This is a genomic window from Microbacterium sp. EYE_78 (assembly GCF_023149035.1).
In the GTDB taxonomy this organism is placed as follows: Bacteria; Actinomycetota; Actinomycetes; order Actinomycetales; family Microbacteriaceae; genus Microbacterium.
In genome coordinates, this window is sequence record NZ_JAHXMY010000001.1 from 1,348,297 (window position 1) to 1,373,144 (window position 24,848).

Here is a 24,848-nt window from a genome sequence, read left to right on the forward strand (position 1 = left end):
TGGCAGGCGGGATGCCCGCCACCCGCCGGATCGATCAGTTCTTCGGCGAGAAGTCGAAGATCGACGGGTAGGCGTTGGTCGGCCAGAAGGCCAGGTCCGTGTTCGTGTCCACGGCGAACGAGCCCTGGACGCGGAAGAACGGTGCGAACCAGGCCTGGTCGACGATGTACTTGTTGAGCTCCTTGACCGCGGCGGTCGCTTCTTCCTCGCTGCCGCGCTGGATCGTCTCGATGTAGCCGTCGACGGTGTCGTCCTGGTACTTGAAGGGGTTGAACGTCGCGCTCGGCGCGATCATGAAGTTGATCAGCTGCCAGTCGGGGTTCTGCTCCAGGGCCATCCAGGTCGCCGGGTACTTCGGGGCGAGCATGTCGGTGATGAAGTTGCCCGTGCCGGGGTCGGTGTAGTTCACGGTGATCCCGATGTCGGAGAGCTGCTGAGCCACCAGGTCGAACGTGGTCTGGAAGGCCGGCGTCGACATCATGTTCAGCGTGAAGCCGTCGGGGTAGCCCGCGTCGGCGAGGAGGGCCTTGGCGGCATCCGGGTCGTAGGCGTAGGTGCCGTCGAGGGACTCGTCGTACGCCTCGGACGTGGCGGGGAAGACCTGCTCGGTCACCGTGCCGTACCCGGACTGCAGCGACTGCAGCAGCGCCTCGCGGTCGAAGGCCATGTTGATCGCCTGGCGCACCTTCACGTCGGCGAGCTCGGGGGCCATCGTGCCGGCGCGGTCGAGCAGCAGCAGGCCCTGGAAGTCGAGCTCGTTCGACTCGATGGTCCAACCGGCGCCCTCGACCTCGGCGATGGTGTTGTTGTCGGCGATCTTCGCACCGTTCGCCTCGCCCGCCTTGATGGCGTTGAGGATGGCGGTGGTGTCCTCCATCACGTTGATGGTGAGGTTCTCGTACTTGACCGCGTCGGCGTTCCAGTAGTCGGGGTTCGCCGTGTAGTTGTACGTGGTGCCGGTGACGCTCGACGCGGAGTCGAGGATGTAGGGACCCGAGCCGACGGGCGTGGTGGCCGAGTTCTCGTCGTCGAAGCTGGAAGGGGCCTGTACGAGGCCGGGAGCGATGGAGAGCAGGTTCTCGAGCGACGGGTCGGGTGCATCCTGCGTGATGGTCACCGTGGTCGCGTCGGGTGCCGCGAACTCCTTGCCGGCGAGGGTCGCCGCCTGCGGCGACGTGCCGTCGCGGAACCGCTCGAGACTGCCGACGACGGCCTCGGCGTCGAGCGGGGTGTCGTCGGTGAAGGTGACGTCGTCGCGGAGGGTCAGTGTGAGGACCGTGTTGTCCTCGTTGTACGACCACTCGGTCGCGAGGTTCGGCTGGATCTCGCCGGAGGAGTCCTTGCGGAGGAGCGTGTCGAAGACCGCCTCGAAGAACTCGCTGCGGTTGCCCCACTCGGCGCCGGCGCCGATGTCGTAGCTGGTCGGGGCCGCGATCGAGATGAGGGTCAGCCGGTCGGCCTTCCCCCCTTCACCGCCGGTGCCCGGGGTCTCACCGCCGGCGCAGCCGGCCAGTGCGAGTGCGGCGACGACGGCGACGGCTGCTGTGGCCTTCCATCGGAACATCTTTGTCCTCATTTCAGGTGGCGATACCCCTGCGGATCGCTCTGGCGTCGGACGCTAGCACCAATTCCGAGCGAGGACTAGGTTTTCAAAACAAAAATCTAGTAATCGCTAGGTTTTCGTTATCGAACCGTGCAGACTGGCCCGGGACGGCCGCCGACGGGGATGGCCGGAGAGAATGACGGTGATGACGAAGACGAGCACCACGCCGGCGCCCACGAGGCGCCCGCGCGGGACGTATGCCAAGACCGAGGCGACCCGACAGGCGATCCTGGATGCCGCGCTGGAGGTGTTCTCCGGGTCCGGCTACCGCGCGGGGTCGCTGCGCGAGATCGCGGTCCGCACGGGCATGAGCGAGGCGGGCCTGCTCCACCACTTCCGCAACAAGAGCGCGCTCCTCGAGGCCGTCCTCGAGGAGAAGGACGAGCGGGCGAGGACGATCGTGCCCACCGGGTCTGACGACGGGGCGGCCGTGCTGCGCGGCCTCGTGGAGCTGGCCGAGTACAACGCCTCCATCCCCGGCGTCGTCGAGCTCTTCGCGACCCTCTCGGCCGAGGCCACCGCGCCCGACCATCCCGCCCACGCCTACTTCGTCCGCCGCTACGAGTTCACGCGGTCGACCATCGAGCGAGCCCTCACCAACCTCGAGCGGGACGGACGGCTGCGCCACGGCATGACGCCGCGCCGTGCCGCCATCACGATCATCGCCATGATGGACGGACTCCAGGTGCAGTGGCTGCTCGACCGGTCCGTCCTCGACATGGCCGACGAGCTCCGCGCGCTGTTCATGACGTTCGCCGACATCGAGTGGCGTCCCGAGTCGTCCCGCGACGCGGATGAGGCATCCCTCGTCGAGGCATCGTCGTGACCAGGACGACCCTGCACGACGGCTGGACCGCCGGTCCGAAACTGGGCCCGTTCGAGTCTCCCGCGCCGGGCAGGGGTCCCGTCGAGGTCGTCCTGCCCCACGATGCGCTGCGGGACCTGCCGCGCTCGGCGGACGAGGTGCAGGGGGTGCATGCGGGCTACACGCCGGGCGGCGCGTTCGAGTACGTGCGCACGCTGGACGTGCCCGAGTCCTGGCGTGAGAAGACCGTCCGGCTCGAGTTCGAGGGCGTCTACCGTGACGCCGTCGTCTTCCTGAACGGCGAGGTCGTCGTCCACGAGGCGAACGGCTACGCCGGGTTCGTCGCCGAGCTCGACCCGTTCCTGCGCTTCGGTGAGCCCAACCGCCTGACCGTCGAGGCGAGGGCGCACCGCGACAGCCGGTGGTACAGCGGGGCGGGCATCTACCGCCCGGTGCACCTGGTGGTGTCCGAGCCCGTCCACATCCCGGCCCACGGTGTCGTCGTGACGACTCCCGACATCGACGCCGACCGTGCGGTCGTCGAGGTCGCCGTGACCCTCCGGAACGCGGCGCGGCACACCCGGCAGACGCGCGTGGACTGGGAGGTCGTCGATCCGGGCGGCGCCGTGGTGGCGGCGGGCACGTCGCCGGTGACGGTGCTCCCCGGTTCCGACGCCGTGGCCCGCGCCCGGCTCGCGGTCGCCGACCCGCAGCGCTGGCACCCCGACCGCCCCCACCTCTACGTCGCACGGACGACGGTGACGGATGCCGCCGGTGCGGCGCTCGACGAAGAGACGACCACCTTCGGCATCCGGACCCTGCAGCTCGACCCCGCGCGCGGCCTGCGCATCGACGGCGAGGTCGTCAAGCTGCGCGGCGCCTGCGTGCACCACGACAACGGACCGCTCGGCGCGGCCACGTTCGACGACGCGGAGGACCGCCGCGTGCGACTGCTGAAGGCCGCAGGGTTCAATGCCCTCCGGAGCGCGCACAACCCGATGAGCCGCGCGATGCTCGACGCCTGCGACCGCCACGGTCTGCTCGTCATGGACGAGCTCGCCGACGCGTGGACCCGCGCGAAGGCCCCGTTCGACGCGACGGTCACGTTCCCCGAGCGGTGGGAGCGCGATACCGCCGCCCTCGTGGCGAAGGACCGCAACCACCCGAGTGTGGTCATGTACTCCATCGGCAACGAGATCCTCGAGCTCGGCACCCCCATCGGGTCGACGTGGAGCCGGCGCCTCGCGGAGCGCGTCCGCGCGCTCGACCCGACGCGGTTCGTGACGAACGGCATCAACGGCATCATCGCCAACCTGCCGCGGATGGCCGAGGCGCGGGAGCAGGTCGAGGACGCGAACACGATGATGGCGAACATGGGCGAGCAGATGGGGCTCATGAACGCCTCGCCGCTCGTGAGCGCCTCGATCGAGGAGTCCGCCGCTGTGCTCGACGTGGTCGGCTTCAACTACGCCGATTCGCGATACCGGCAGGATGCCGTCGACCACCCGAACCGCGTGATCGTGGGGTCCGAGACGTTCCCCGAGCGGATCGACGTGATGTGGGCGCTCGTCGAGGAACTGCCGCACGTCATCGGCGACTTCACCTGGACCGGGTGGGACTACCTCGGCGAAGCCGGCATCGGCCGCGTCGACTACACCGACGTGCCCGGGTACGAACCGACCGGGACGGCCGGCCCGTACCCCTACCGCCTCGCGGAGTCGGGCGACCTCGACATCACCGGCCACCGCCGCACCATCTCGTACTACCGCGAGATCGTCTACGGCCTGCGCGCCGACCCGTACATCGCGGTGCACCGTCCGCAGCACCACGGCCGACCGACCGCGACGACGCCGTGGTCGTGGACCGACACGGTGTCGACGTGGAGCTGGGATGCCGAATCCGGCACCCCCGTCACGGTCGACGTCTACGCCGATGCCGACGAGGTGGAGCTCCTCCTTGACGGGCGTGCGGTCGGGGTCGCCGCGGTCGGCGCCGACAAGGCATTCCTGGCGCGCTTCGAGACGACCTGGCAGCCCGGCCAACTGGTCGCCGTCGCCCGCCGCGACGGGCTCGAGGTCGGTCGCCACGTCCTGCGCACGGCCGGCACGCCTCGGCTGCACGCGCGCGCCGAACGCGACGAGGTCGCGGTCGGCGGGCTCGCCTTCGTCGGCATCACCCTCGCGGACGACGACGGCATCGCCGTCGCCGACCGCGACCTGCCGGTCGAGGTCACGGTCTCGGGCCCGGCGGTGCTCGCCGGGCTCGGCTCGGGCCGGGCGCGTACCGAGGAGTCGTTCGGGGCATCCGCGTACACGACGTACGACGGACGGCTGCTGGCGGTCGTGCGCGTCGACGGCCCGGGCGAGGTCGTCGTCACGGTCGCCGCCGACGGGTACGCACCCGTGTCGACGTCGGTGACCGGCGTCTAGCGACCGCCCGCGCCCGGGGTGCGGCGCGGCATCCGTCTCACGCGGTGCCGTTCCGGGGGCGTATCTCGTCGCCTCGCGCCGACCTGCGCGGCAGGTTGCGTCCCCTGAGCGAGGGATGCCTCGCCCGCAGCGCGCCCGGCGCGACCCGCGCGCCCGGCCCGACCCGCGCTCAGCTCCGCGCGACGTCCTTCTGCTCGGGTAGGCGGATCGGCGTCGTCGCGGCGACCTCGTCGCTGAACTCCTCGGGGGCGACGACGGTGATCGGTCGGGTCTCGTCGATCGTGAGCGCGAATCGGCGCGACTCGTGCCGGTGCAGGCGGCCCGAGAGCAGCAGCCAGCCGCCGCCGACCGCGAAGGCGATGAGCGCGGCAGCGGCGCCGAGGAGGATCGCCGCCCGCGGGCCGAAGGCGTCGGCGGCCCAGCCCACGATGGGGGCGCCGAACGGCGTGCCGCCCATGAGGATGGCCATGTAGAGCGCGAGGACGCGCCCGCGCAGCGCCGGCTCGGTCGTCGTCTGCACGTAGCCGTTCGCCGTCGTCAGGGTCGTCACGGTCGCGAAGCCGATGAGCATGAGCGTCGCGGCGTAGAGGATGTAGATCGGCATCGCCGCCGAGAGGGCCGACGCCACGGCGAACAGCCCGAGGCCGCCGATCACGAGCCGCAGGCGCGCGCGGTCCCGGCGGGCGGCCAGCAGCGCCCCGGCGAGTGAGCCGATCGCGAGGATCGAGCTGAGCACGCCGTAGCCGTCGGCCTCCTGGCCGAACTCGAGCGCCATCGTCGAGGCGAGGATCGGGAAGTTCATCCCGAACGCGCCGAGCAGGAACACCATCACGAACGTGACGATGAGGTCGGGTCGACCGCCGACGTAGCGCAGCCCGTCCGCCATGCGCGCGGCGCTCCGCAGTTTCGGCCGCGGAACGAGCTCGCCGGATCGGATGAGGATCAGCGCCACGAGCATGGCGAGGAACGTGAGCGCGTTCAGCAGGAACACCCACCCGGTGCCGACGGCGACGATGACGAAGCCTGCGACGGCGGGGCCGATCATCCGCGCGGTGTTGAAGGACGCTGCGTTCAGGGCGACGGCGTTCGACGCGTTCTCGCGGGCGACGAGGTCGGAGACGAAGGCCTGCCGGGTCGGGTTGTCGAACGCGGCGACGACGCCGAGTCCGAACGCGAAGGCGTACATCGTCCAGAGGTTCATCGCGCCCAGCAGCAGCAGGATGCCGATGACGAGGCCGAGCAGCATGAGCAGTCCCTGGGTCAGGAACAGCAGCTTCCGCCGGTCGAAGCGGTCGGCGACGAGGCCGGTGACCCCGACGAGCAGCAGCGGCGGCGCGAACTGCAGCGCCATGGTGATGCCCATGGCGGTCGCGTCGTTGTCGGTGAGCTGCGTGAGGACGACCCAGCTCAGCGCCGTCGCCTGCATCCACGCGCCGACGTTCGAGACGAGGGCACCGATGAACCAGACGCGGTAGTTGAAGACCGAGAACGAGCGGAACATGGCGGAACTCATCGCCCGGCCACCTCCTGCATGATCGCGGCGGCCTTCGCGAGGGTCGACCGCTCTGCGGCCGAGAGGTCCTCGAACGCGTGCTCGAGCCAGGAGTCTCGGCGCCGGACCGTCTCGGCGACGACCTCGCGGCCCGTCTCGGTGAGGTCGATGACGACCTTGCGACGATCGTGCTCGTCGGGCGTGCGGCTCAGGTACCCGAGCTCTTCGAGGCAGTTGACCGTGCGGTTCATCGACGGGGCCGACACGCGCTCGCGCTCCGCGAGCTCGCCGAGCGTGTGCGGCCCGTGGACCTTGAGGCCGGCGAGGACGGCGAACTGCCCGTCGCTCATGGTGTCGACGGCGCGCTGCGACCGCAGACGGCGCGCGAGCCGGAAGGTCGCCATGCGGAAATCGGATGCCGCATGGGCGAGGTCCGGGGTGGTGTCGTCGTTCGCGTCGCTCATCGTTTTCGTTAGCCTAGCTCATTAGTCTGGCTAACGGCTTGGAGCGAGCATCTCTCTCAGCTCGTCTGCGGCTCTAGGATTCGAGCCATGCCCGAGTTCATCGATGCACACGGCATCGCGATCGTCTACGACGTCCACCCCGCGCAGGGGACCCCCCGCGGCGTCGTTCAACTGCTGCACGGCGTCGGCGAGCACGCCGGCCGCTACGGCGACCTCATCGCCGCCCTGACCGCCGACGGATTCACCGTCTACGCCGACGACCATCGCGGCCACGGCCGCACGGGCCTCCGCCAGCACGGGGGCGATCACTCCCGCCTGGGCCGCCTCGGGCCGGGCGGACTGCGCGCGGCAGTCGCCGCGTGCCGCCGGCTGACCGGCATCATCCGCGACCGGCATCCCGGGCTGCCGCTCGTGCTGCTCGGGCACTCCTGGGGCTCGTTCCTCGCGCAGAAGCTGGTGAACGCGTCGCCCGACGCCTACGACGCGCTCGTCCTGTCGGGATCCTCGCTCCTCTGGCCCGGCGCCCTGAACGCCGCCCCGCTCAACAAGCGGTGGGCGGGCGAGGGCGCGAGCGGGGTCGAGTGGCTGTCGACGGATGCCGCGGTCGGCCGCGCGTTCCTCGACGACCCCCTGACGACCGTCGTCCCGCTGCCGCGGCTGTTCGGTCCGATCGACACGCTGCGCCTCATCGGCAAGCCCCGTCGGCACCTCGGCGTGACGCTGCCGGTGCTCCTCATGGTGGGGCGGGACGACCCGGTGGGCGGCCCGCGGAGCGTCCACCGTCTCGCCGACGCCTACCGCTCGCGGTCCGGCCTGACCGATGTGACCACGCTCGTCTACCCGGACGCGCGCCACGAGATCTTCAACGAGCACTGCGCCGCCGAGGCGCGTGCCGACCTGCTCGCATGGCTCGACGCGCGCATCGCGCGGCGCGACGCGGCATCCGTTCCCGAAGGGTCGCCCGCCGCCGCGACCGCGGCCCCTGTGGACGCGCCAGAATAGGACCATGCACGGCGAGTACAAGGTCCCTGGCGGCAAGCTGGTCGTCGTCGACCTCGAGGTGGAGGACGGCCGCATCGCGGACTTCCACCTCGCGGGCGACTTCTTCCTCGAACCCGACGATGCGCTCGCCGACATCGACGCGGCGGTGACGGGGCTCCCGACCGAGGCCGACGTCGCGACGATCGCCGCCGCCGTCCGCGGCGCGCTCCCCGAAGGGGCGCAGCTGCTGGGCTTCACGCCCGAGGCCGTCGCGACCGCCGTGCGCCGCGCGCTCATCGTCGCGCCCGGGTGGGCCGAGTTCGAGTGGGAGGTCGTCCACGAGAAGGCGGTCTCGCCAGCGATGAACCTCGCGCTCGACGAGGTGCTGACCACCCGCGTCGGCGACGGACGGCGCAACCCGACCCTGCGCATCTGGGAGTGGGACGAGTCCGCGGTGGTCATCGGGTCGTTCCAGTCGCTCCGCAACGAGGTCGACCCCGACGGGGCGGCGAAGCACGGCTTCCAGGTCGTCCGCCGCATCTCGGGCGGCGGTGCGATGCTCATGGCGGCCGGGTCGATCGTGACCTACTCGCTCTACGTCCCTGCATCCCTCGTCTCGGGGATGACGTTCGCGGACTCCTACGCGTTCCTCGACGACTGGGTGCTGCACGCGCTCCGCTCGCTCGGCATCGACGCGACGTACCAGCCGCTCAACGACATCGCGTCGTCGAAGGGCAAGATCGGCGGCGCCGCGCAGAAGCGGCTCGCCAACGGGGGAGTGCTCCACCACGCGACCCTCAGCTACGACATGGACGGTCAGGTGCTGACCGAGGTCCTCCGCATCGGCCGCGAGAAGCTCTCCGACAAGGGCACCGCCTCGGCGGCGAAGCGGGTCGATCCGCTCCGCAGCCAGACCGGCCTCCCGCGGGCCGAGATCATCGAGCGGTTCACCGAGACGTTCACCTCGCTCTACGGGGCGAAGCCGGGATCGATCTCCGAGGAGGAGTACGCCGAGGCCGAGGCGCTCGTCGAGTCGAAGTTCTCGACGGACGCCTGGCTGCGCCGCGTCCCGTGACCGTCGAGATCCACCTCGGCGACAACCTCGAGGTCGCCCGGCGCCTGCCGGACGCCTCGTTCGCCCTCGTCTACCTCGATCCGCCCTTCAACACCGGCCGCACGCAGGAGCGGGCGATCGAGTCCGCGGTCCGTGCCGGTCTCGCGCCCGACCCCGATGCGCCGGCGGGCCCGGTGAAGGGCGGCTTCCGCGGCACGTCCTACGCCCGCACGCGCGGCGCGCTGAAGCTCTACGACGACCGGTTCGACGACTACTGGGGCTTTCTCGAGCCTCGGCTGCGCGAGGCATGGCGGCTGCTGCAGGACGACGGCACCCTGTACCTCCACCTCGACTACCGCGAGGCGCACTACGCGAAGGTGATGCTCGACGCGGTGTTCGGCCGCGACTGCTTCATCAACGAGCTCATCTGGGCCTACGACTACGGCGCGAAGTCCCGCAAGCGCTGGCCGAGCAAGCACGACACGATCCTGGTCTACGTGAAGGACCCGACGGCATACTTCTTCGACTCGGATGCCGTGGACCGGGAGCCGTACATGGCTCCGGGTCTCGTGACGCCCGAGAAGGCCGCGCGAGGCAAGCTGCCGACCGACGTGTGGTGGCACACGATCGTCCCGACCTCGGGACGGGAGAAGACGGGCTATCCGACGCAGAAGCCCGAGGGGATCCTCCGGCGGATCGTGCAGGCGTCGAGCCGCCCGGGCGACCGCGTGCTCGACCTCTTCGCGGGTTCGGGCACCACCGGGGCGGTGGCCGATGCGCTCGGACGCGATGCGGTGCTCGTCGACCACAGCGCCGACGCGCTCGCCGTCATGCGCACGCGCATCCCCGACGCGGTCGTCGTCGGCTGAGCCGTCGCTGTCGTCAGGGGCGACGGATGCGGGGCGCCGCCGCGCGCAGCCGGGCGACGTCGGCGTCGTCGAGCAGCTCGCGCGGCAGGATCATCGCGGGCCCGGTCAGCCCCTGGATGCGCACCATGACCGAGTGCGGCGCCGTCGAGATGCGCCAGATGACGGATGCCGCGACCGTGAGGCTCGTGGCCGAGGTGGTGACCGTGAGGCCGGTGTCTGTGACGGTGACCGTCACCCGGTCGCCGACGGGGTAGAGCCCTTCGGTGATGCGCGTGAGCTTCTGCGTTCCGAGGTGGCGGATGGCGACGAACCCGATCACGATGACCACGATCCAGAACGCGGCCAGGACCAAGGACCGGACGTTCCCATTGAGCGCGAACGTTCCCCCGCCGAGCAGCACCACCAGCAGGATCCCGCTGATCCACAGCCCCGTCTGCTTCGTCCGCTGATGATCGCGGGCCAGCCGCCCCGCAAGTCCCCGGTCGACCACCATGGTCTTCCCCGCCGTCGTGTCCCGCAGTGCGGCATCCGTCATCGCGACCCCCTCGCCCGTGCCCTCACACTGGCACGCGCTGCGGATCGCGCGCCAGTGCGAGGGCGGGGACCCTCAGTCCTGCAGGAACGCGAGCAGCGCCTCGTTGACCTCCGCGCCGTGGGTCCAGAGCAGGCCGTGCGGAGCGCCCTCGATCTCGACGTAGGTCGCCTCGGGGAGGAGCTCGCGGAACTTCCGGGCCGTCGCGTCGATCGGCAGGATGTTGTCCGCCGTGCCATGGACGATGAGGGCCGGCACCGTGACCGCAGGGATGTCGCCGCGGAAGTCGGTCGGCCAGGTCAGGGGAGCCGCTGCGATCGCGGCGTTGCCGGCCTGGTTCGCAACGGCGACGGATGCGTCGACAGCCTCCTGCGAGATGCGGTCGCCGAGGAACTCGTCGAGGTTGTAGAAGTCCTTGAAGAAGCCCGACAGGAATGCGTAGCGGTCGTCTGCGACGGCCGCGGCAGTCCCGTCGAAGAACGCCTGATCGCCGGCGCCATCGGGGTTCTCGTCGGTCTTCAGCAGCCACGGCTCGAGCGAGCCGAGGAACGCGACCTTCGCGATGCGGTCCGCTCCGTAGCGCGACAGGTAGCGCGCGATCTCGCCGGTGCCCATCGAGAACCCGACGAGCACGGCGTCGGTCAGTTCGAGGTCCTCGACGAGGGCGTGCAGGTCGGCGGCGAAGGTGTCGTAGTCGGAGCCCGACGCGGTCTTGGTGGAGGCGCCGAATCCGCGCCGGTCGTAGGCGATGACGCGGTACCCCGCCTCGAGCAGCGCCTTCTGCTGCTTGCCCCACGACTCCCCGTTCAGGGGGAAGCCGTGGATCAGCACGACCGGCTGTCCCGACCCCTGGTCGGTGTAGAAGATCTCGACGTCGACCGAGTTCTCGGTCCCTACGGTGATGTACGCCACGGTGGCGCTCCTTCCTGCCGGAGCGCTCCTCCGACGAGCACGACGATACGGATGCCGCCGGTCGCCCCGAAGCCCTTGACGAGTCCTTCGCCCACTGTTCACGCGCTCGTCCCCGCTACCGTTGCTGCATGCGCTCGATCGACCTGAACGCCGACCTCGGCGAGACCGTCGACGGCGTCGCCACGGCCGACGACGAGGCGATGTTCGCGGTCGTCTCGAGCGCCTCGGTCGCGTGCGGCGGGCATGCCGGCGATGCCGACTCGATGCGGGATGCCGTGCGCCGGGCGGCGGCGCGAGGAGTCGCTGTCGGTGCGCATCCCTCGTACCTCGACCGACCCGGCTTCGGACGCGTCGCGCTCGCCGTCGTCCCCGAGGTCCTGCGGACGCAGGTGCGGGAGCAGATCGAAGCCCTCGCCGACGCCGGGGCGCTGCTCCGCTACGTCAAGCCGCACGGCGCGCTGTACCACTCGGTGGGCACCGACGCCGCCGCGGCCGACGCGGTCGCCGCCGCGATCGCGGATGTGTCCGACGGCCTCGGGCGCCCGCTGCCCGTCCTCGGGCTCCGCGGCGAGATCGCCCGGGCCGCCGCGGAGCGCGGGCTGCCGTTCGTCCGCGAGGCCTTCCTCGACCGCGGGTACCTGCCGACCGGCGACCTCGTGCCGCGCGGTGCCCCGGGCGCCCTGCTGCACGACCCGGAGGAGGTCGCCGCGCGCGCCGTCTCGCTCGTCCGCGACGGCGCGGCGACGGCGGTCGACGGCACGCGGGTGCGGGTGGACGCGGCATCCCTCTGCGTCCACGGCGACTCGCCCGGAGCGGTGGCGATGGCCCGCGCCGTCCGTGCCGCGCTCGACGCCGCCGGGGTCGTGGTGCGCTCGCCGTGGTGATCCGCCCGTTCGGCGATCGCGCGTTCCTCGTCGAGCTGGCGACGATCGACGAGGTGAGCGGCCTGCACGCGGCGCTGGCCGCGTCGCAGCCGCCGGGGATCCGCGACGTCGTGCCGGCTGCACGCACCGTGCTCGTCGTGCGGGATCCGGCGGTCCTCTCGGATGCAGCGGCCCGCGCCTGGGTGCGCTCGGCGCGTGCGACACCGGGCGCGGGCGACGCCCCGCCGCACCGCACCGTCGAGGTGCCGGTCGTCTACGACGGTCCGGACCTCGGCGACGCGGCATCCGCGGTCGGGGTCGGTCCCGATGCGCTGGTGGCGCGACACCTCGCGGCGAGCTGGTCGGTCGCCTTCACGGGCTTCGCGCCGGGGTTCGGCTACCTCGTGAGCGCGGAGTGGCCGTTCGACGTGCCGCGCCTCGAGAGCCCGCGCCCGCGCGTCCCCCGCGGGTCGATCGGGCTCGCCGGGGAGTTCAGCGGCGCGTATCCGCGCGAGACCCCGGGCGGCTGGCGGCTGATCGGCAGGACGGATGCGCCGCTGTTCGACCCGGCGGGTGTCGAGCCGGTGCTGCTGACGCCGGGGACGACCGTGCGCTTCCGCCCGGTCCGGGCGGCGGCCGAGGTGGCTGAGCCGCAGCCTGTCCGCACCGCAGGTCCGACGGCGTTCACGGTCGTCGATCCCGGGCCGCTCGCCACGGTGCAGGATCGCGGGCGCCCCGGGCGGCAGGCGGACGGCGTCGCGCCGTCGGGCGCGGCGGATCGGGGCGCTCTGCAGACCGCGAATCGCCTCGTCGGCAACACCGCCGACGCGGCCGGGGTCGAGGTCCTGCTCGGCGGGTTCCGCGCCGTCGCCGACCGCGACCTCTGGGTCGCCGTCACCGGGGCGTGGGGCGCGATCCGCATCGGCGGACGCGTCGTCGACCCGTACGCGCCGGTCCGGTGGCCGGCGGGCGACGAGCTCGAGCTCGATCGCTTCCGCGCAGGAGTCCGCGCCTACCTCGCCGTCCGCTGCGGGCTGGGAGGTCCGGCGGTCTTCGGGTCCCGCGCGACCGACACGCTCGCCGGTCTCGGGCCGGCGCCGATGCGCGCGGGCGACGCCGTCGCGACGGCGGATGCCGAGGGGCATCCGATCCCGGTCGTCGACGCGTTCCCGTGGACGCCCCCTGGCGGGGCCCTCGACATCTCCGCGGCGCTCGAGATCCCGGTCGCCCCCGGCCCCCGGGCCGACTGGTTCGCACCCGCAGCGCACCGCGCGCTGTTCGAGGCCGACTGGGTCGTCGGCGCGCAGGCCGATCGTGTCGGTCTCCGACTCGACGGCCCCGTCCTCGACCGGACGGCCGTCGCGACGGGACGCGAACTGCCGAGCGAGGGGATGCTGCCGGGTGCCCTGCAGGTGCCACCGGAGGGCCGGCCCGTCGTCCTCGGCCCCGACGGCCCGGTGACGGGCGGCTACCCGGTCATCGGCGTCGTGACCGACGCGGGCCTCGACCTGCTCGCCCAGGCGCGGCCGGGCACGCATCTGCGACTGCGGCGCGCAAGGCCCCTCGCCTGACCGGCGCCGCGGCGTAGCGTGAGGGCATGCTCCGCATCACCTCGGCGATCGCCGCACTCGTTCTGGCCGCGCTCGTCATGACCGGCTGCGGCGGACGTTCCGACGCCGAGACGCCGCCCTCGGCCACTTCGGATCTGCCTGCGATCGCACCCGCCGACGGCGAGACGGTGGCGGGCGAGGCGTACGGATTCACGCTGCCGCAGGGCTGGGGCTTTCCCGATGGGGCGCCCGACACCTTCGACGAGACGACGTTCGCGGCATTCCTCGACGACCAGGACGACTTCGCCGACAACCTCAACATCATCACGTCTCCGGCGGGGGAGGTCTCGCCCGAGCAGGTCGAGTCGGTCGGCGTCGATGAACTCGAGGGTGCGGGCGCGACCGATGTGACGGTCCTCGACCGCGTCACCGCGGCGGGGCAGGAGACCGCGCACCTGACGGCCGGGTTCGAGCAGGACGGCGTCGAGTACCAGATCGACCAGTACTACCTCACCGACGCGGGCCAGACCTACATCGTGACCTTCTCGTTCAGCCCCGACGTGTCGCAGGAGGATCGCGATCAGATCGCGCAGTCGGTGCTCGCCACCTGGCAGTGGCGCTGACCTCACCGCCCAGATGAGAGAGATCTCATCGACACATCACGACCTATCTGATGACGTCGTGAGGGCCGGTCCCTAGAGTCGAACCGACGTCGACCGGTACCTCCCCGGACGGCGTCGAAGCGGCTCGGCGCCCACGCATTCGGGAGCGAAGCGGCGCCGCCTCCACCGACTCGGGATCCCCCCGGGCCGGTGGAGTGCCCGCCGACCGGCCGACCCGCTGACCGTCACCACCGGCGCATGGCCTCGCGCGCCGTCGCCCGCTCCCGCTCGGGCAGCGCCCGCGCCACGGCTTCGGCGATGGTGAGGTCCGCGCCGGCGGCTTCGCCGGCAGCCACGTCGTCGGGGTGCTCCGCGCGTGCGCTGTCCAACGACAGGGCGTGGACGGTGAACGCCTCGACGTCGAAGACGCCGACCCGGTGGCGGATCGACGTCGCCGCGGCCGACAGCTCTCCCGCGCGCCGCGCCTCCCCGCGCGCGGCGGCGACCGCGCAGAGGCCCTCGAGCCCGTAGGCGATGCCCTCCTCGTGGTGCAGCCGCAGCGAGTCGAGGAGTGTGCGGACGAACACCTGCTCCGCTTCCTCCACGCGCCCACGCACCATGAGCAGTCGGCCCCGCTGGTTGCCGGCCACCGACCGCGTGAACAGGTCACCCCCGGCATCCGCGATCGTCGATGCGCGCTCGAGGTGCACGGCGGCGTCGTCGACCGAGCCGCGCAGCCACGCCACGCGGGCGAGGGAGACGCGCGAGATCGCCTCGCCCCATCCGTTCCCGACGGCGTGGAGCCGGTCGACGGCCTCGCCCAGCTCCTCCTCGGCGAGATCGATGTCGGATGCCGACAACTGCACGCGTGCGGTCGCCCGGGCCGCGAACGCCATCGCCGCGGCATCCTCGTCACCGCTCTCGGTGAACAGCCGCACGACCTCGCCGAGCCCCGCGACGACCTCCTGCGCAGGGCGCTGCCACATCTCGCCCCACAGCGCGAAGAACCACGCGATGGCGCGGGTGTGTGGCAGAAGCGGCTGGTCCTTGCCGAGCAGCTCCAGCATCCAGACGCGGACGCCGGCGAACAGCCCCGTGATCCACCAATAGATGAGGAGTGACCACGCGAGGTCCGCGGCGTCGTCCAGACGGTCGATGTGGATGAGGTGGCGCACCGTGGCGCGAAGGTTCGCGTGCTGCAGCCGCAGTTCCGCGATCGTCCGCTCCTGACCGGACCCCCGCAGCCCCGGCGCGAGCTCGGCCACGAGGCCCCGGTAGTAGTCGGCGTGGGCCGCGCGCAGGGCGTCGGCCTCGCCGCGCTCCTTGAGGCGGCCGATCGCGTACTCCCGCACGATCGCCAGGAGCGACAGGACGCTCCGGCCGTCGACCTCCGTCTGCGCGACGAGCGACCTGTCGATGAGGGATGCCAGGGCCTCCATCGCCTGCCCGTCCCACGCCCGACCGCGGCCGAGCGCCTCGACGGCCTCGACGGTGAAGCGCTCGGCGAAGACGCCCAGGTCCTCGAGCAGCGCCCGGTGCTCCGGCGGCAGCAGGCTCGCGCTCCATTCGAGCGTCGCGCGCATGGTCCGATGGCGGTCGGGCAGGTCGCGGACCGCCGCCGTCAGCAGCGGCAGCGCGTGGCCCAAGCGTTCCGCGATGGCGTGGACCGACAGCATCCGCACCTTCGCCGCCGCCAGCTCGATCGCCAACGGCAGCCCGTCGAGCCGGCGGCAGACGTCCATGACGGCGCCGGCGTTCTCGGCGGTCAGCGCGAAGCCGGGCTTGGTCGCGCGGGCCCGATCCTCGAACAGCAGGCACGCGGTCGAGGCGAGGGCGCGGTCGAGGGCCGCGGGCGCGTTCGGCTCGGGGGTGCGCAGCGCCGGCACCTCGAAGACGCGCTCCCCTCGGACCCGCAGCACGATGCGGCTCGTGACGAGGAACGAGGCCTCGGGCGCGATCCCGAACAGGCGCATCAGGACGGGCGCGGCATCCACGATCTGCTCGAAGTTGTCGAGGACGAGCAGCACATGCCGGTCCTCCAGGGCGCGCGCGAGGCGCTCCTCGATCGAGGCCTCGCCGTTGTCGCGGATGCCGAGGGAGTACGCGATCGTCGGCAGCAGGAGACCTGACTCGAGGACGTTCTCGAGCGCGATGAAATAGACGCCGTCGCGGAAGACCCCGGACGCCCGCCGGCTCACCTCGATCGCCAGGCGGCTCTTGCCGATGCCGCCGGGCCCGATCAGGCTGACGAGCCGCTCGCCGCCCGAGAGCAGCCCGGTCACCGCCTCGATGTCGTCGTCCCGGCCGATCGTCGCCGAGTAGGGCGTGGGCACCCGTGCCGCCAGCAGTGGCGCCTCGGGGGCGTCGTCCGGTCGGCTCTCCCGCCTCGACTCGTCGAAGCGCTCCGCGAGCAGGGTCGCCAGGTCGCCCGCCACCCGCTCGCCGAGCTCGTCCGGGTCGTCGAAGGGCAGGTAGGCGGCCGTGTCGTCGGTGCGGATCCGGTCGATCAGCTGCTCGAGCCGCTCCTCGCGCGCGATCCCGCGCTTGACGTAGATCAGCTTCGGCATCCCGCGGGGCGCGAGGCGGTACTCGTCCTCGAGGCCCGAGATGTCCTCACCGGGGGCCACCCAGCCGTAGCTGCCGGCGTAGATCCCCACGAACACGTCGCTCTGCTCGAGGTACGAGCGGTAGAGGTCGCGGGGCGGATGCGGCCTCGCACCGAGCTCGAACATGACCGGCGCCATCCCGAGTCGCTCGACCGCCGCGCGCACCGACGCCCGCTCGGTCGCGAGCTCGCGCAGCGTCGAACTCACGAAGACGCGGATCCGGTGGTCGGGGGTGCGGATCACGCGATGCGAATCCCCGGACATGCAGACATCCTGGTGGGAAGGATGCCCCCGCACCAGGGGTTTCGTCCCCTTTTCGGGGGACATGGATGGGTGATCGCGCGGGTTATACCGCAGCAGCCCGACGTCGTCAACGATCCGGGTGGACACGGCGCGTCGTCTGTCCTATAGTAGGTAGTTGCGCTCCCCTCTACTTGCCCTCATATGGTGGTCGGCTTGTGCCTGCGCCCCCGACGGTTCCCGTCGGCGCGCGCCGCAGGTGTCGGATGCGGGAGTACTCCACCTGACGACAAGGAAAACCAGCCCTCCCCGGGCTCACGGAGGTAATTCCCTTGGCTGCTGCGCGCAACGCAACTTCCACCACCACCCCCAAGAACGGCCGCGGAGCATCCCGCCTCTCGTTCGCCAAGATCTCCGACACGCTGACGGTCCCTGACCTGCTGGCGCTGCAGACCGAGTCGTTCGACTGGCTCGTCGGCAACGAGGCCTGGAAGGCTCGCGTCGCCGAGGCGCAGGCCGCCGGTCGCACCGACGTCCCCGAGGTCAGCGGTCTCGAGGAGATCTTCGAGGAGATCTCGCCGATCGAGGACCTGGGCGAGACCATGCAGCTCTCGTTCACCAACCCCTACCTCGAGCCCGAGAAGTACTCCATCGAGGAGTGCAAGGAGCGCGGCAAGACCTACGCCGCCCCGCTCTACGTCGAGGCCGAGTTCATGAACCACCTCACCGGTGAGATCAAGACGCAGACGGTCTTCATGGGCGACTTCCCGCTCCAGACCGCCAAGGGCACCTTCATCATCAACGGCACCGAGCGTGTCGTCGTCTCGCAGCTCGTCCGGTCGCCCGGTGTCTACTTCGACAAGACGCCCGACAAGACCAGTGACAAGGACATCGTCTCGGCCCGCGTCATCCCCAGCCGCGGCGCCTGGCTCGAGTTCGAGATCGACAAGCGCGACCAGGTCGGCGTCCGCATCGACCGCAAGCGCAAGCAGTCGGTCACCGTCTTCCTCAAGGCCCTCGGCCTCTCGAGCGAAGACATCATGCAGGAGTTCGCCGGCTTCAGCTCGATCGAGGAGACCCTCGAGAAGGACACGATCCTCACCAAGGAGGACGCGCTCCGCGACATCTACCGCAAGCTCCGTCCGGGCGAGCAGGTCGCCGCAGAGGCCGCCCGCGCGCTGCTGGACAACTTCTACTTCAACCCGAAGCGCTACGACCTGGCCAAGGTGGGTCGCTACAAGATCAACCAGAAGCTCGGCATCGACAAGCAGCTGACCGACTCGGTCCTGACCGTCGAGGACATCGTCGCGACGATCAAGTACCTCGTCCGTCTGCACCGCGGCGACGTCAGCTACGACGGCGTCCGCAGCGGCAAGGCGGCCGAGATTCGTCTCGACGTCGACGACATCGACAACTTCGGCAACCGCCGCATCCGTGCGGTCGGCGAGCTCATCCAGAACCAGGTCCGCACCGGTCTGTCGCGCATGGAGCGCGTCGTCCGCGAGCGCATGACCACGCAGGACATCGAGGCGATCACGCCGCAGACCCTGATCAACGTTCGTCCCGTCGTGGCGGCGATCAAGGAGTTCTTCGGCACCTCGCAGCTGTCGCAGTTCATGGACCAGAACAACCCGCTCGCGGGTCTGACCCACAAGCGTCGCCTGTCGGCGCTCGGCCCCGGCGGTCTGTCCCGTGAGCGTGCCGGCGTCGAGGTCCGCGACGTCCACCCCTCGCACTACGGCCGCATGTGCCCGATCGAGACGCCCGAAGGCCCGAACATCGGCCTCATCGGCTCGCTCGCATCATTCGCGCGCATCAACGCGTTCGGCTTCATCGAGACGCCGTACCGCAAGGTCGTCAGCGGCAAGGTCACCGAGCAGATCGACTACCTGACCGCTGCCGAGGAGTCCGACTACATCGTCGCGCAGGCCGGTGCCGAGCTGAAGGCGGACGGCTCGTTCGTCAACGACCGCATCCTCGCCCGCCGCGGCCAGGGTGGCGAGGTCGACCTGTTCCCGGTCGACGAGATCGGCTACATGGATGTCTCGCCGCGCCAGATGGTGTCGGTCGCGACCTCGCTCATCCCCTTCCTCGAGCACGACGACGCGAACCGCGCCCTCATGGGTGCGAACATGCAGCGTCAGGCCGTCCCGCTGCTGCGCAGCGAGTCGCCGATCGTCGGCACCGGTATGGAGGGCTACGCCGCCATCGACGCGGGTGACGTCATCACCGCCGAGAAGGCCGGTGTCGTCTCCGAGGTCTCGGCCGACGTCGTCACCGTGCAGCTCGACGAGGGCGGCACGCAGGACTACTTCCTGCGCAAGTTCGACCGCTCCAACCAGGGCACGTCCTACAACCAGCGCGTCGTGGTCTCGGCCGGCGACCGCATCGAGGCCGGCGAGGTCATCGCCGACGGCCCCGCCACGGAGAACGGCGAGCTCGCGCTCGGCAAGAACCTCCTCGTCGCGTTCATGACGTGGGAGGGTCACAACTTCGAGGACGCCATCATCCTCAGCCAGGAGCTCGTGAAGAACGACACGCTCTCCTCGATCCACATCGAGGAGTACGAGGTCGACGCCCGCGACACCAAGCTCGGCAAGGAGGAGATCACCCGTGACCTCCCCAACGTCAGCCCCGACCTGCTGAAGGACCTCGACGAGCGCGGCATCATCCGCATCGGCGCCGAGGTGCGTCCCGGCGACATCCTCGTCGGCAAGGTCACGCCCAAGGGCGAGACCGAGCTGTCGGCCGAGGAGCGCCTGCTCCGCGCGATCTTCAACGAGAAGAGCCGCGAAGTCCGTGACACCTCGCTGAAGGTGCCCCACGGCGAGCAGGGCACGATCATCGCCGTCAAGGAGTTCAACGCCGAGGACGGCGACGACGAGCTCGGCTCGGGCGTCAACCGCCGCGTCGTCGTCTACATCGCCCAGAAGCGCAAGATCACCGCGGGCGACAAGCTCGCCGGCCGTCACGGCAACAAGGGCGTCATCGCGAAGATCCTGCCCGTCGAGGACATGCCGTTCCTCGCGGACGGCACGCCGGTCGACGTCGTCCTGAACCCGCTCGGCATCCCCGGTCGAATGAACTTCGGCCAGGTCCTCGAGACCCACCTCGGATGGGTCGCGAAGCAGGGCTGGAAGGTCGACGGCTCGCCGGAGTGGGCTGCGAAGCTGCCCGAGCAGGCCCGCGAGGCCGCGCCCGGCACGAAGGTCGCGACCCCGGTGTTCGACGGCGCGTTCGAGGAGGAGATCGCGGGTCTGCTCGACTCGACGAACCCCACCCGCGACGGTGACCGCCTCATCGACAGCTCGGGCAAGGCCGCGCTGTTCGACGGCCGTTCGGGCGAGCCCTTCCCGGCTCCCATCTCGGTCGGCTACATGTACATCCTGAAGCTGCACCACCTCGTGGACGACAAGATCCACGCCCGTTCGACCGGCCCCTACTCGATGATCACGCAGCAGCCGCTGGGTGGGAAGGCGCAGTTCGGCGGCCAGCGCTTCGGTGAGATGGAGGTGTGGGCACTCGAGGCCTACGGCGCCGCGTACGCGCTGCAGGAGCTCCTGACGATCAAGTCCGACGACATCGTGGGCCGCGTGAAGGTCTACGAGGCGATCGTCAAGGGCGAGAACATCCAGGAGCCCGGCATCCCCGAGTCCTTCAAGGTCCTCATGAAGGAGATGCAGTCCCTCTGCCTGAACGTCGAGGTCCTCTCGGCCGACGGCACCGAGGTGAACCTGCGTGACAGTGACGACGAGGCCTTCCGCGCTGCGGAGGAACTCGGCATCAACATCTCCACCCGGTTCGAGTCGACGTCGATCGACGAGATCTGACCCGTACCGGCAACGAACAGAATTCCGACACAGGAGAATCAGTGCTCGAGTCACACACCTTCGATCAGCTTCGCATCGGTCTCGCCACCGCCGACGACATCCGTCGTTGGTCCTTCGGCGAGGTCAAGAAGCCCGAGACCATCAACTACCGCACGCTGAAGCCCGAGAAGGACGGCCTCTTCGGAGAGCAGATCTTCGGCCCCTCCCGCGACTGGGAGTGCGCCTGCGGCAAGTACAAGCGCGTCCGCTTCAAGGGCATCGTCTGCGAGCGCTGCGGCGTGGAGGTCACCAAGTCCTCCGTCCGTCGTGAGCGCATGGGCCACATCGAGCTCGCCGCACCCGTCACCCACATCTGGTACTTCAAGGGCGTGCCCTCGCGCCTCGGGTACCTGCTCGACATGGCGCCGAAGGACCTCGAGAAGGTCATCTACTTCGCCGCCTACATGGTGATCTCGGTCGACGAGGAGGGTCGTCACCGCGACCTCCCGACGCACGAGGCGAACCTCCGCCTTGAGATCAAGAACATCGCCGACCGCCGCGACGCGCGCGTTGCCGACCGCCTCCAGAAGCTGGAGGAGGAGCTCGCCGCGCTCGAGGAGGAGGGTGCCAAGGCCGACCAGAAGAAGAAGGCCAAGGACGCCGCCGAGAAGGAGATGGCCACCATCCGCAAGCGCGGCGACGAGCAGGTCGCCAAGCTCGAGCGGATGTGGGACGAGTTCCGCAACCTCGAGGTCGGTCAGCTCAAGCAGGAAGACGACATCTTCCAGGAGCTCCAGGACCGCTTTGGTCAGTACTTCGAGGCCTACATGGGCGCGGAGTCCATCAAGCGCCGCCTCGAGGCGTTCGACCTGGCCGCCGAGGCCGAGTCCCTGCACCTGCAGATCTCGGAGGGCAAGGGCCAGCGCAAGATCCGTGCGATCAAGCGCCTCAAGGTCGTGAACTCGTTCCTGTCGACCGGCATGAGCCCGGCCTCGATGGTGCTCGACGTCGTCCCGGTGATCCCGCCGGAGCTGCGTCCGATGGTCCAGCTCGACGGTGGCCGTTTCGCCACGTCCGACCTGAACGACCTGTACCGCCGCGTCATCAACCGCAACAACCGTCTCCGTCGCCTGATCGACCTCGGTGCCCCCGAGATCATCGTCAACAACGAGAAGCGGATGCTGCAGGAGGCCGTCGACGCACTGTTCGACAACGGCCGCCGCGGTCGCCCCGTCACCGGTACCGGCAACCGCGCCCTCAAGTCCCTCAGCGACATGCTGAAGGGCAAGCAGGGTCGCTTCCGCCAGAACCTGCTCGGCAAGCGCGTCGACTACTCGGGCCGTTCGGTCATCATCGTCGGCCCGCAGCTGAAGCTGCACCAGTGCGGTCTGCCCAAGCAGATGGCGCTCGAGCTCTTCAAGCCGTTCGTGATCAAGCGCCTCATCGACCTCGGTCACTCGCAGAACATCAAGGCCGCCAAGCGCGCCGTCGAGCGCACCCGTCCCGAGGTCTGGGACGTGCTCGAGGAGATCATCCGCGAGCGTCCGGTGCTCCTGAACCGCGCCCCCACCCTGCACCGCCTGGGCATCCAGGCCTTCGAGCCGCAGCTCGTCGAGGGCAAGGCGATCCAGCTGCACCCGCTCGTCTGCGCCGCCTTCAACGCGGACTTCGACGGTGACCAGATGGCCGTGCACCTTCCGCTGTCGGTCGAGGCTCAGGCCGAGGCCCGCATGCTGATGCTCGCGTCGAACAACATCCTGAAGCCGTCGGACGGCCGTCCGGTGACCCTGCCCTCGCAGGACATGATCATCGGTCTGCACCACCTGACGACCCTCAAGGAGGGCGCGTCCGGTGAGGGCCGCGTGTTCGGCTCGGTCGCCGAGGCGATCCTGGCGAAGGACGAGGGCACCCTCGACCTGCAGGCCAAGGTCCGCATCCGGATCCCCGGTCTGACCTTCCTCGAGGGCGAAGCCCCCGAGGGCTACGAGCGTCACGGTCTCGTCGACGCCTCGCTCGGCCAGGCGATCTTCAACGACACGCTCCCCAAGGGCTACCCGTTCGTCCGCGAGCAGGCCGACAAGGGCAAGCTGTCGCAGATCGTCAACAAGCTGGCCGAGGAGTACCCGAAGACCGAGGTCGCGGCATCCCTCGACCGGATCAAGGACGCCGGCTTCTACTGGGCCACCCGTTCTGGTGTGACCGTCGCCCTCAGCGACGTCCTCACCCCGCCGAACAAGGCCGAGATCATCGCCCGCTACGAGAAGCTCGCCCAGCGCGTGCAGGGCCAGTTCGAGAAGGGTCTCGTCTCGGACTCCGAGCGTCGTCAGGAGCAGATCAAGATCTGGACCGAGGCGACCGACGAGGTCCAGGCGGCCATGAAGGCGAACTTCCCGGCCGACAACACCATCAACCGCATGGTGAGCTCGGGTGCTCGTGGTAACTGGCTGCAGATCCGGAACATCGCCGGTATCCGAGGCCTCGTCAACAACACCAAGGGCGAGATCATGCCCCGTCCGATCATCTCCTCGTACCGTGAGGGGCTGTCGGTGGCGGAGTACTTCACCGCGACGCACGGTGCCCGGAAGGGTCTGGCCGACACGGCGCTCCGTACGGCCGACTCCGGATACCTCACGCGTCGTCTCGTGGACGTCTCGCAGGATGTCATCATCCGCGAAGAGGACTGCGGCACGACCAAGGGTCTCGAGTTCGTCATCGCCGCGCCCGGCACGGACGGCTCGCTCGTCCGTGACGCGAACGTCGAGAACTCGGTGTTCGCCCGCACCCTCGCCGCCGACGTGGTCGACGCGCAGGGCACCGTCCTGGCCGAGGCCGGCGACGACGTGGGTGACGTCCTCATCGACAAGCTGGTCGCCGGTGGCATCGAGACCATCAAGGTCCGCTCGGTCCTGACCTGCGACTCGGCCGTCGGTGTCTGCGCGAAGTGCTACGGCCGTTCGCTGGCCAGCGGCAAGCTCGTCGACATCGGCGAGGCCGTCGGCATCATCGCGGCCCAGTCGATCGGTGAGCCCGGCACGCAGCTGACGATGCGTACGTTCCACACCGGTGGATCGGCGTCGGCGGACGACATCACCCAGGGTCTGCCCCGTGTGCAGGAGCTGTTCGAGGCGCGTACCCCCAAGGGCGCGTCGCCGATCGCCGAGGCCGACGGTGTCATCAAGATCGATGAGACCGAGAAGGCCAAGAAGCTCATCCTGACGCCGGACAACGGCGACGAGCCGCACGTCTACCCGGTCCTCAAGCGCGCCACCCTCCTCGTCGAGGACGGCCAGCGCGTCGCGGTCGGCGAGCCCCTGCAGGTCGGCACGCTCGACCCCAAGGAGGTCATGCGCGTCATGGGTGCCCGCGAGGTGCAGAAGTACCTCGTCGGCGGTGTGCAGGGCGTGTACCGCTCGCAGGGTGTGCCGATCCACGACAAGCACATCGAGGTCATCGTGCGCCAGATGCTGCGCAAGGTCACGGTCGTCGACCACGGCGAGACGGACCTGCTGCCCGGTGAGCTGGTCGACTTCAAGCGCTACCAGCAGATCAACCGCGAGGCGGTCGGGTCGGGCAAGCGCCCGGCGTCGGGTCGTCCCGAGCTGATGGGTATCACGAAGGCGTCGCTCGCGACGGAGTCGTGGCTGTCGGCTGCGTCCTTCCAGGAGACCACCCGCGTCCTGACGCAGGCGGCCATGGAGGGCAAGAGCGACCCGCTGGTCGGTCTCAAGGAGAACGTCATCATCGGAAAGCTCATCCCCGCCGGCACCGGCCTTGCGAAGTACCGCAACGTCGTGGTCGAGGCGACGGAGGAGGCCAAGAGCGAGCGGTACCCCAACCGCATCTTCGCCTCGGACGGCGCGTACAGCGACGCCGACCTGAGCTACGTCGACTTCGACAGCTTCTCGACCGACGACTTCACCCCCGGCAGCTATAACTGATCCAGGTGTGATCGTCTGACCGAAGGCCCCCGGGACATGTTCCCGGGGGCCTTCGGCGTTCCGTCGCGGATGCGGGGGAGCGCGCCCATACGCTGGGTC

General features: G+C 70.2%; 16 protein-coding genes. 10 read left to right on the plus strand and 6 right to left on the minus strand.

What is annotated here, in order from left to right:
• Positions 1 to 34: 34 nt before the first annotated feature.
• The gene (locus KZX17_RS06365) at positions 35 to 1,564 is read right to left on the minus strand and encodes an ABC transporter substrate-binding protein (protein WP_248170051.1); all 1,530 of its coding nucleotides are present in this window, start codon (positions 1,562 to 1,564) and stop codon (positions 35 to 37) included.
• Between the two features lie 184 nt (positions 1,565 to 1,748).
• Between KZX17_RS06365 and KZX17_RS06370 the strand changes: the two genes are divergently transcribed.
• Together KZX17_RS06370 and KZX17_RS06375 are read left to right on the plus strand one after the other, a co-directional pair.
• Positions 1,749 to 2,429 carry a TetR/AcrR family transcriptional regulator gene (locus KZX17_RS06370; RefSeq protein WP_248170050.1) on the plus strand — a complete coding sequence of 227 codons (681 nt, stop codon included), beginning with the start codon at positions 1,749 to 1,751 and terminating at the stop codon, positions 2,427 to 2,429.
• Positions 2,426 to 4,837, plus strand: a complete 2,412-nt coding sequence (locus KZX17_RS06375) for a glycoside hydrolase family 2 TIM barrel-domain containing protein (RefSeq protein WP_248170049.1) — start codon at positions 2,426 to 2,428, stop codon at positions 4,835 to 4,837. Before KZX17_RS06370 ends, KZX17_RS06375 begins: the two co-directional genes overlap by 4 nt.
• 169 nt (positions 4,838 to 5,006) lie before the next feature.
• On the opposite strand, the gene KZX17_RS06380 is transcribed toward KZX17_RS06375, so the two are convergent.
• Together KZX17_RS06380 and KZX17_RS06385 are read right to left on the minus strand one after the other, a co-directional pair.
• A complete protein-coding gene (locus KZX17_RS06380; RefSeq protein ID WP_248170048.1) occupies positions 5,007 to 6,350 on the minus strand; it encodes an MFS transporter in 1,344 nt (447 codons plus the stop codon).
• Positions 6,347 to 6,793, minus strand: a complete 447-nt coding sequence (locus KZX17_RS06385; RefSeq protein WP_248170047.1) for a MarR family winged helix-turn-helix transcriptional regulator — start codon at positions 6,791 to 6,793, stop codon at positions 6,347 to 6,349. The genes KZX17_RS06380 and KZX17_RS06385 overlap by 4 nt, the downstream gene beginning before the upstream one ends.
• 87 nt (positions 6,794 to 6,880) lie before the next feature.
• Between KZX17_RS06385 and KZX17_RS06390 the strand changes: the two genes are divergently transcribed.
• The 3 genes from KZX17_RS06390 to KZX17_RS06400 are packed head-to-tail and all read left to right on the plus strand — an operon-like array spanning position 6,881 to position 9,697.
• Complete coding sequence (locus KZX17_RS06390) at positions 6,881 to 7,795, plus strand: alpha/beta fold hydrolase (RefSeq protein ID WP_248170046.1); 915 nt, start codon at positions 6,881 to 6,883, stop codon at positions 7,793 to 7,795.
• A gap of 4 nt (positions 7,796 to 7,799) precedes the next feature.
• Complete coding sequence (locus KZX17_RS06395; protein ID WP_248170045.1) at positions 7,800 to 8,849, plus strand: biotin/lipoate A/B protein ligase family protein; 1,050 nt, start codon at positions 7,800 to 7,802, stop codon at positions 8,847 to 8,849.
• Positions 8,846 to 9,697, plus strand: coding sequence for a site-specific DNA-methyltransferase (locus tag KZX17_RS06400; protein ID WP_248170044.1), 852 nt, complete (start codon positions 8,846 to 8,848; stop codon positions 9,695 to 9,697). The genes KZX17_RS06395 and KZX17_RS06400 overlap by 4 nt, the downstream gene beginning before the upstream one ends.
• A 13-nt stretch (positions 9,698 to 9,710) precedes the next feature.
• On the opposite strand, the gene KZX17_RS06405 is transcribed toward KZX17_RS06400, so the two are convergent.
• On the minus strand, positions 9,711 to 10,232 hold the full coding sequence (locus tag KZX17_RS06405; RefSeq protein ID WP_248170043.1) for a hypothetical protein: 522 nt from the start codon (positions 10,230 to 10,232) through the stop codon (positions 9,711 to 9,713).
• 72 nt (positions 10,233 to 10,304) lie between these two features.
• Positions 10,305 to 11,141: an alpha/beta hydrolase gene (locus KZX17_RS06410; RefSeq protein WP_248170042.1), complete on the minus strand. Its 837-nt coding sequence runs from the start codon at positions 11,139 to 11,141 to the stop codon at positions 10,305 to 10,307.
• Between the two features lie 128 nt (positions 11,142 to 11,269).
• Between KZX17_RS06410 and KZX17_RS06415 the strand changes: the two genes are divergently transcribed.
• From KZX17_RS06415 to KZX17_RS06425, 3 genes are read left to right on the plus strand one after another with little or no spacing between them, the layout of a single operon-like run.
• Positions 11,270 to 12,025, plus strand: a complete 756-nt coding sequence (locus KZX17_RS06415) for a 5-oxoprolinase subunit PxpA (RefSeq protein WP_248170041.1) — start codon at positions 11,270 to 11,272, stop codon at positions 12,023 to 12,025.
• Positions 12,022 to 13,575 carry an urea amidolyase family protein gene (locus KZX17_RS06420; protein WP_248170040.1) on the plus strand — a complete coding sequence of 518 codons (1,554 nt, stop codon included), beginning with the start codon at positions 12,022 to 12,024 and terminating at the stop codon, positions 13,573 to 13,575. Before KZX17_RS06415 ends, KZX17_RS06420 begins: the two co-directional genes overlap by 4 nt.
• A 26-nt stretch (positions 13,576 to 13,601) precedes the next feature.
• Complete coding sequence (locus tag KZX17_RS06425; RefSeq protein WP_248170039.1) at positions 13,602 to 14,177, plus strand: hypothetical protein; 576 nt, start codon at positions 13,602 to 13,604, stop codon at positions 14,175 to 14,177.
• A gap of 224 nt (positions 14,178 to 14,401) precedes the next feature.
• On the opposite strand, the gene KZX17_RS06430 is transcribed toward KZX17_RS06425, so the two are convergent.
• Positions 14,402 to 17,026 carry a DUF4062 domain-containing protein gene (locus tag KZX17_RS06430; RefSeq protein ID WP_248170038.1) on the minus strand — a complete coding sequence of 875 codons (2,625 nt, stop codon included), beginning with the start codon at positions 17,024 to 17,026 and terminating at the stop codon, positions 14,402 to 14,404.
• A gap of 308 nt (positions 17,027 to 17,334) precedes the next feature.
• On the opposite strand from KZX17_RS06430, the gene KZX17_RS06435 reads away from it, so the two are divergent.
• Complete coding sequence (locus tag KZX17_RS06435) at positions 17,335 to 20,832, plus strand: DNA-directed RNA polymerase subunit beta (RefSeq protein WP_248170037.1); 3,498 nt, start codon at positions 17,335 to 17,337, stop codon at positions 20,830 to 20,832.
• A gap of 41 nt (positions 20,833 to 20,873) precedes the next feature.
• Complete coding sequence (gene rpoC / locus KZX17_RS06440) at positions 20,874 to 24,749, plus strand: DNA-directed RNA polymerase subunit beta' (RefSeq protein WP_248170036.1); 3,876 nt, start codon at positions 20,874 to 20,876, stop codon at positions 24,747 to 24,749.
• The last annotated feature ends 99 nt before the right edge of the window (positions 24,750 to 24,848 follow it).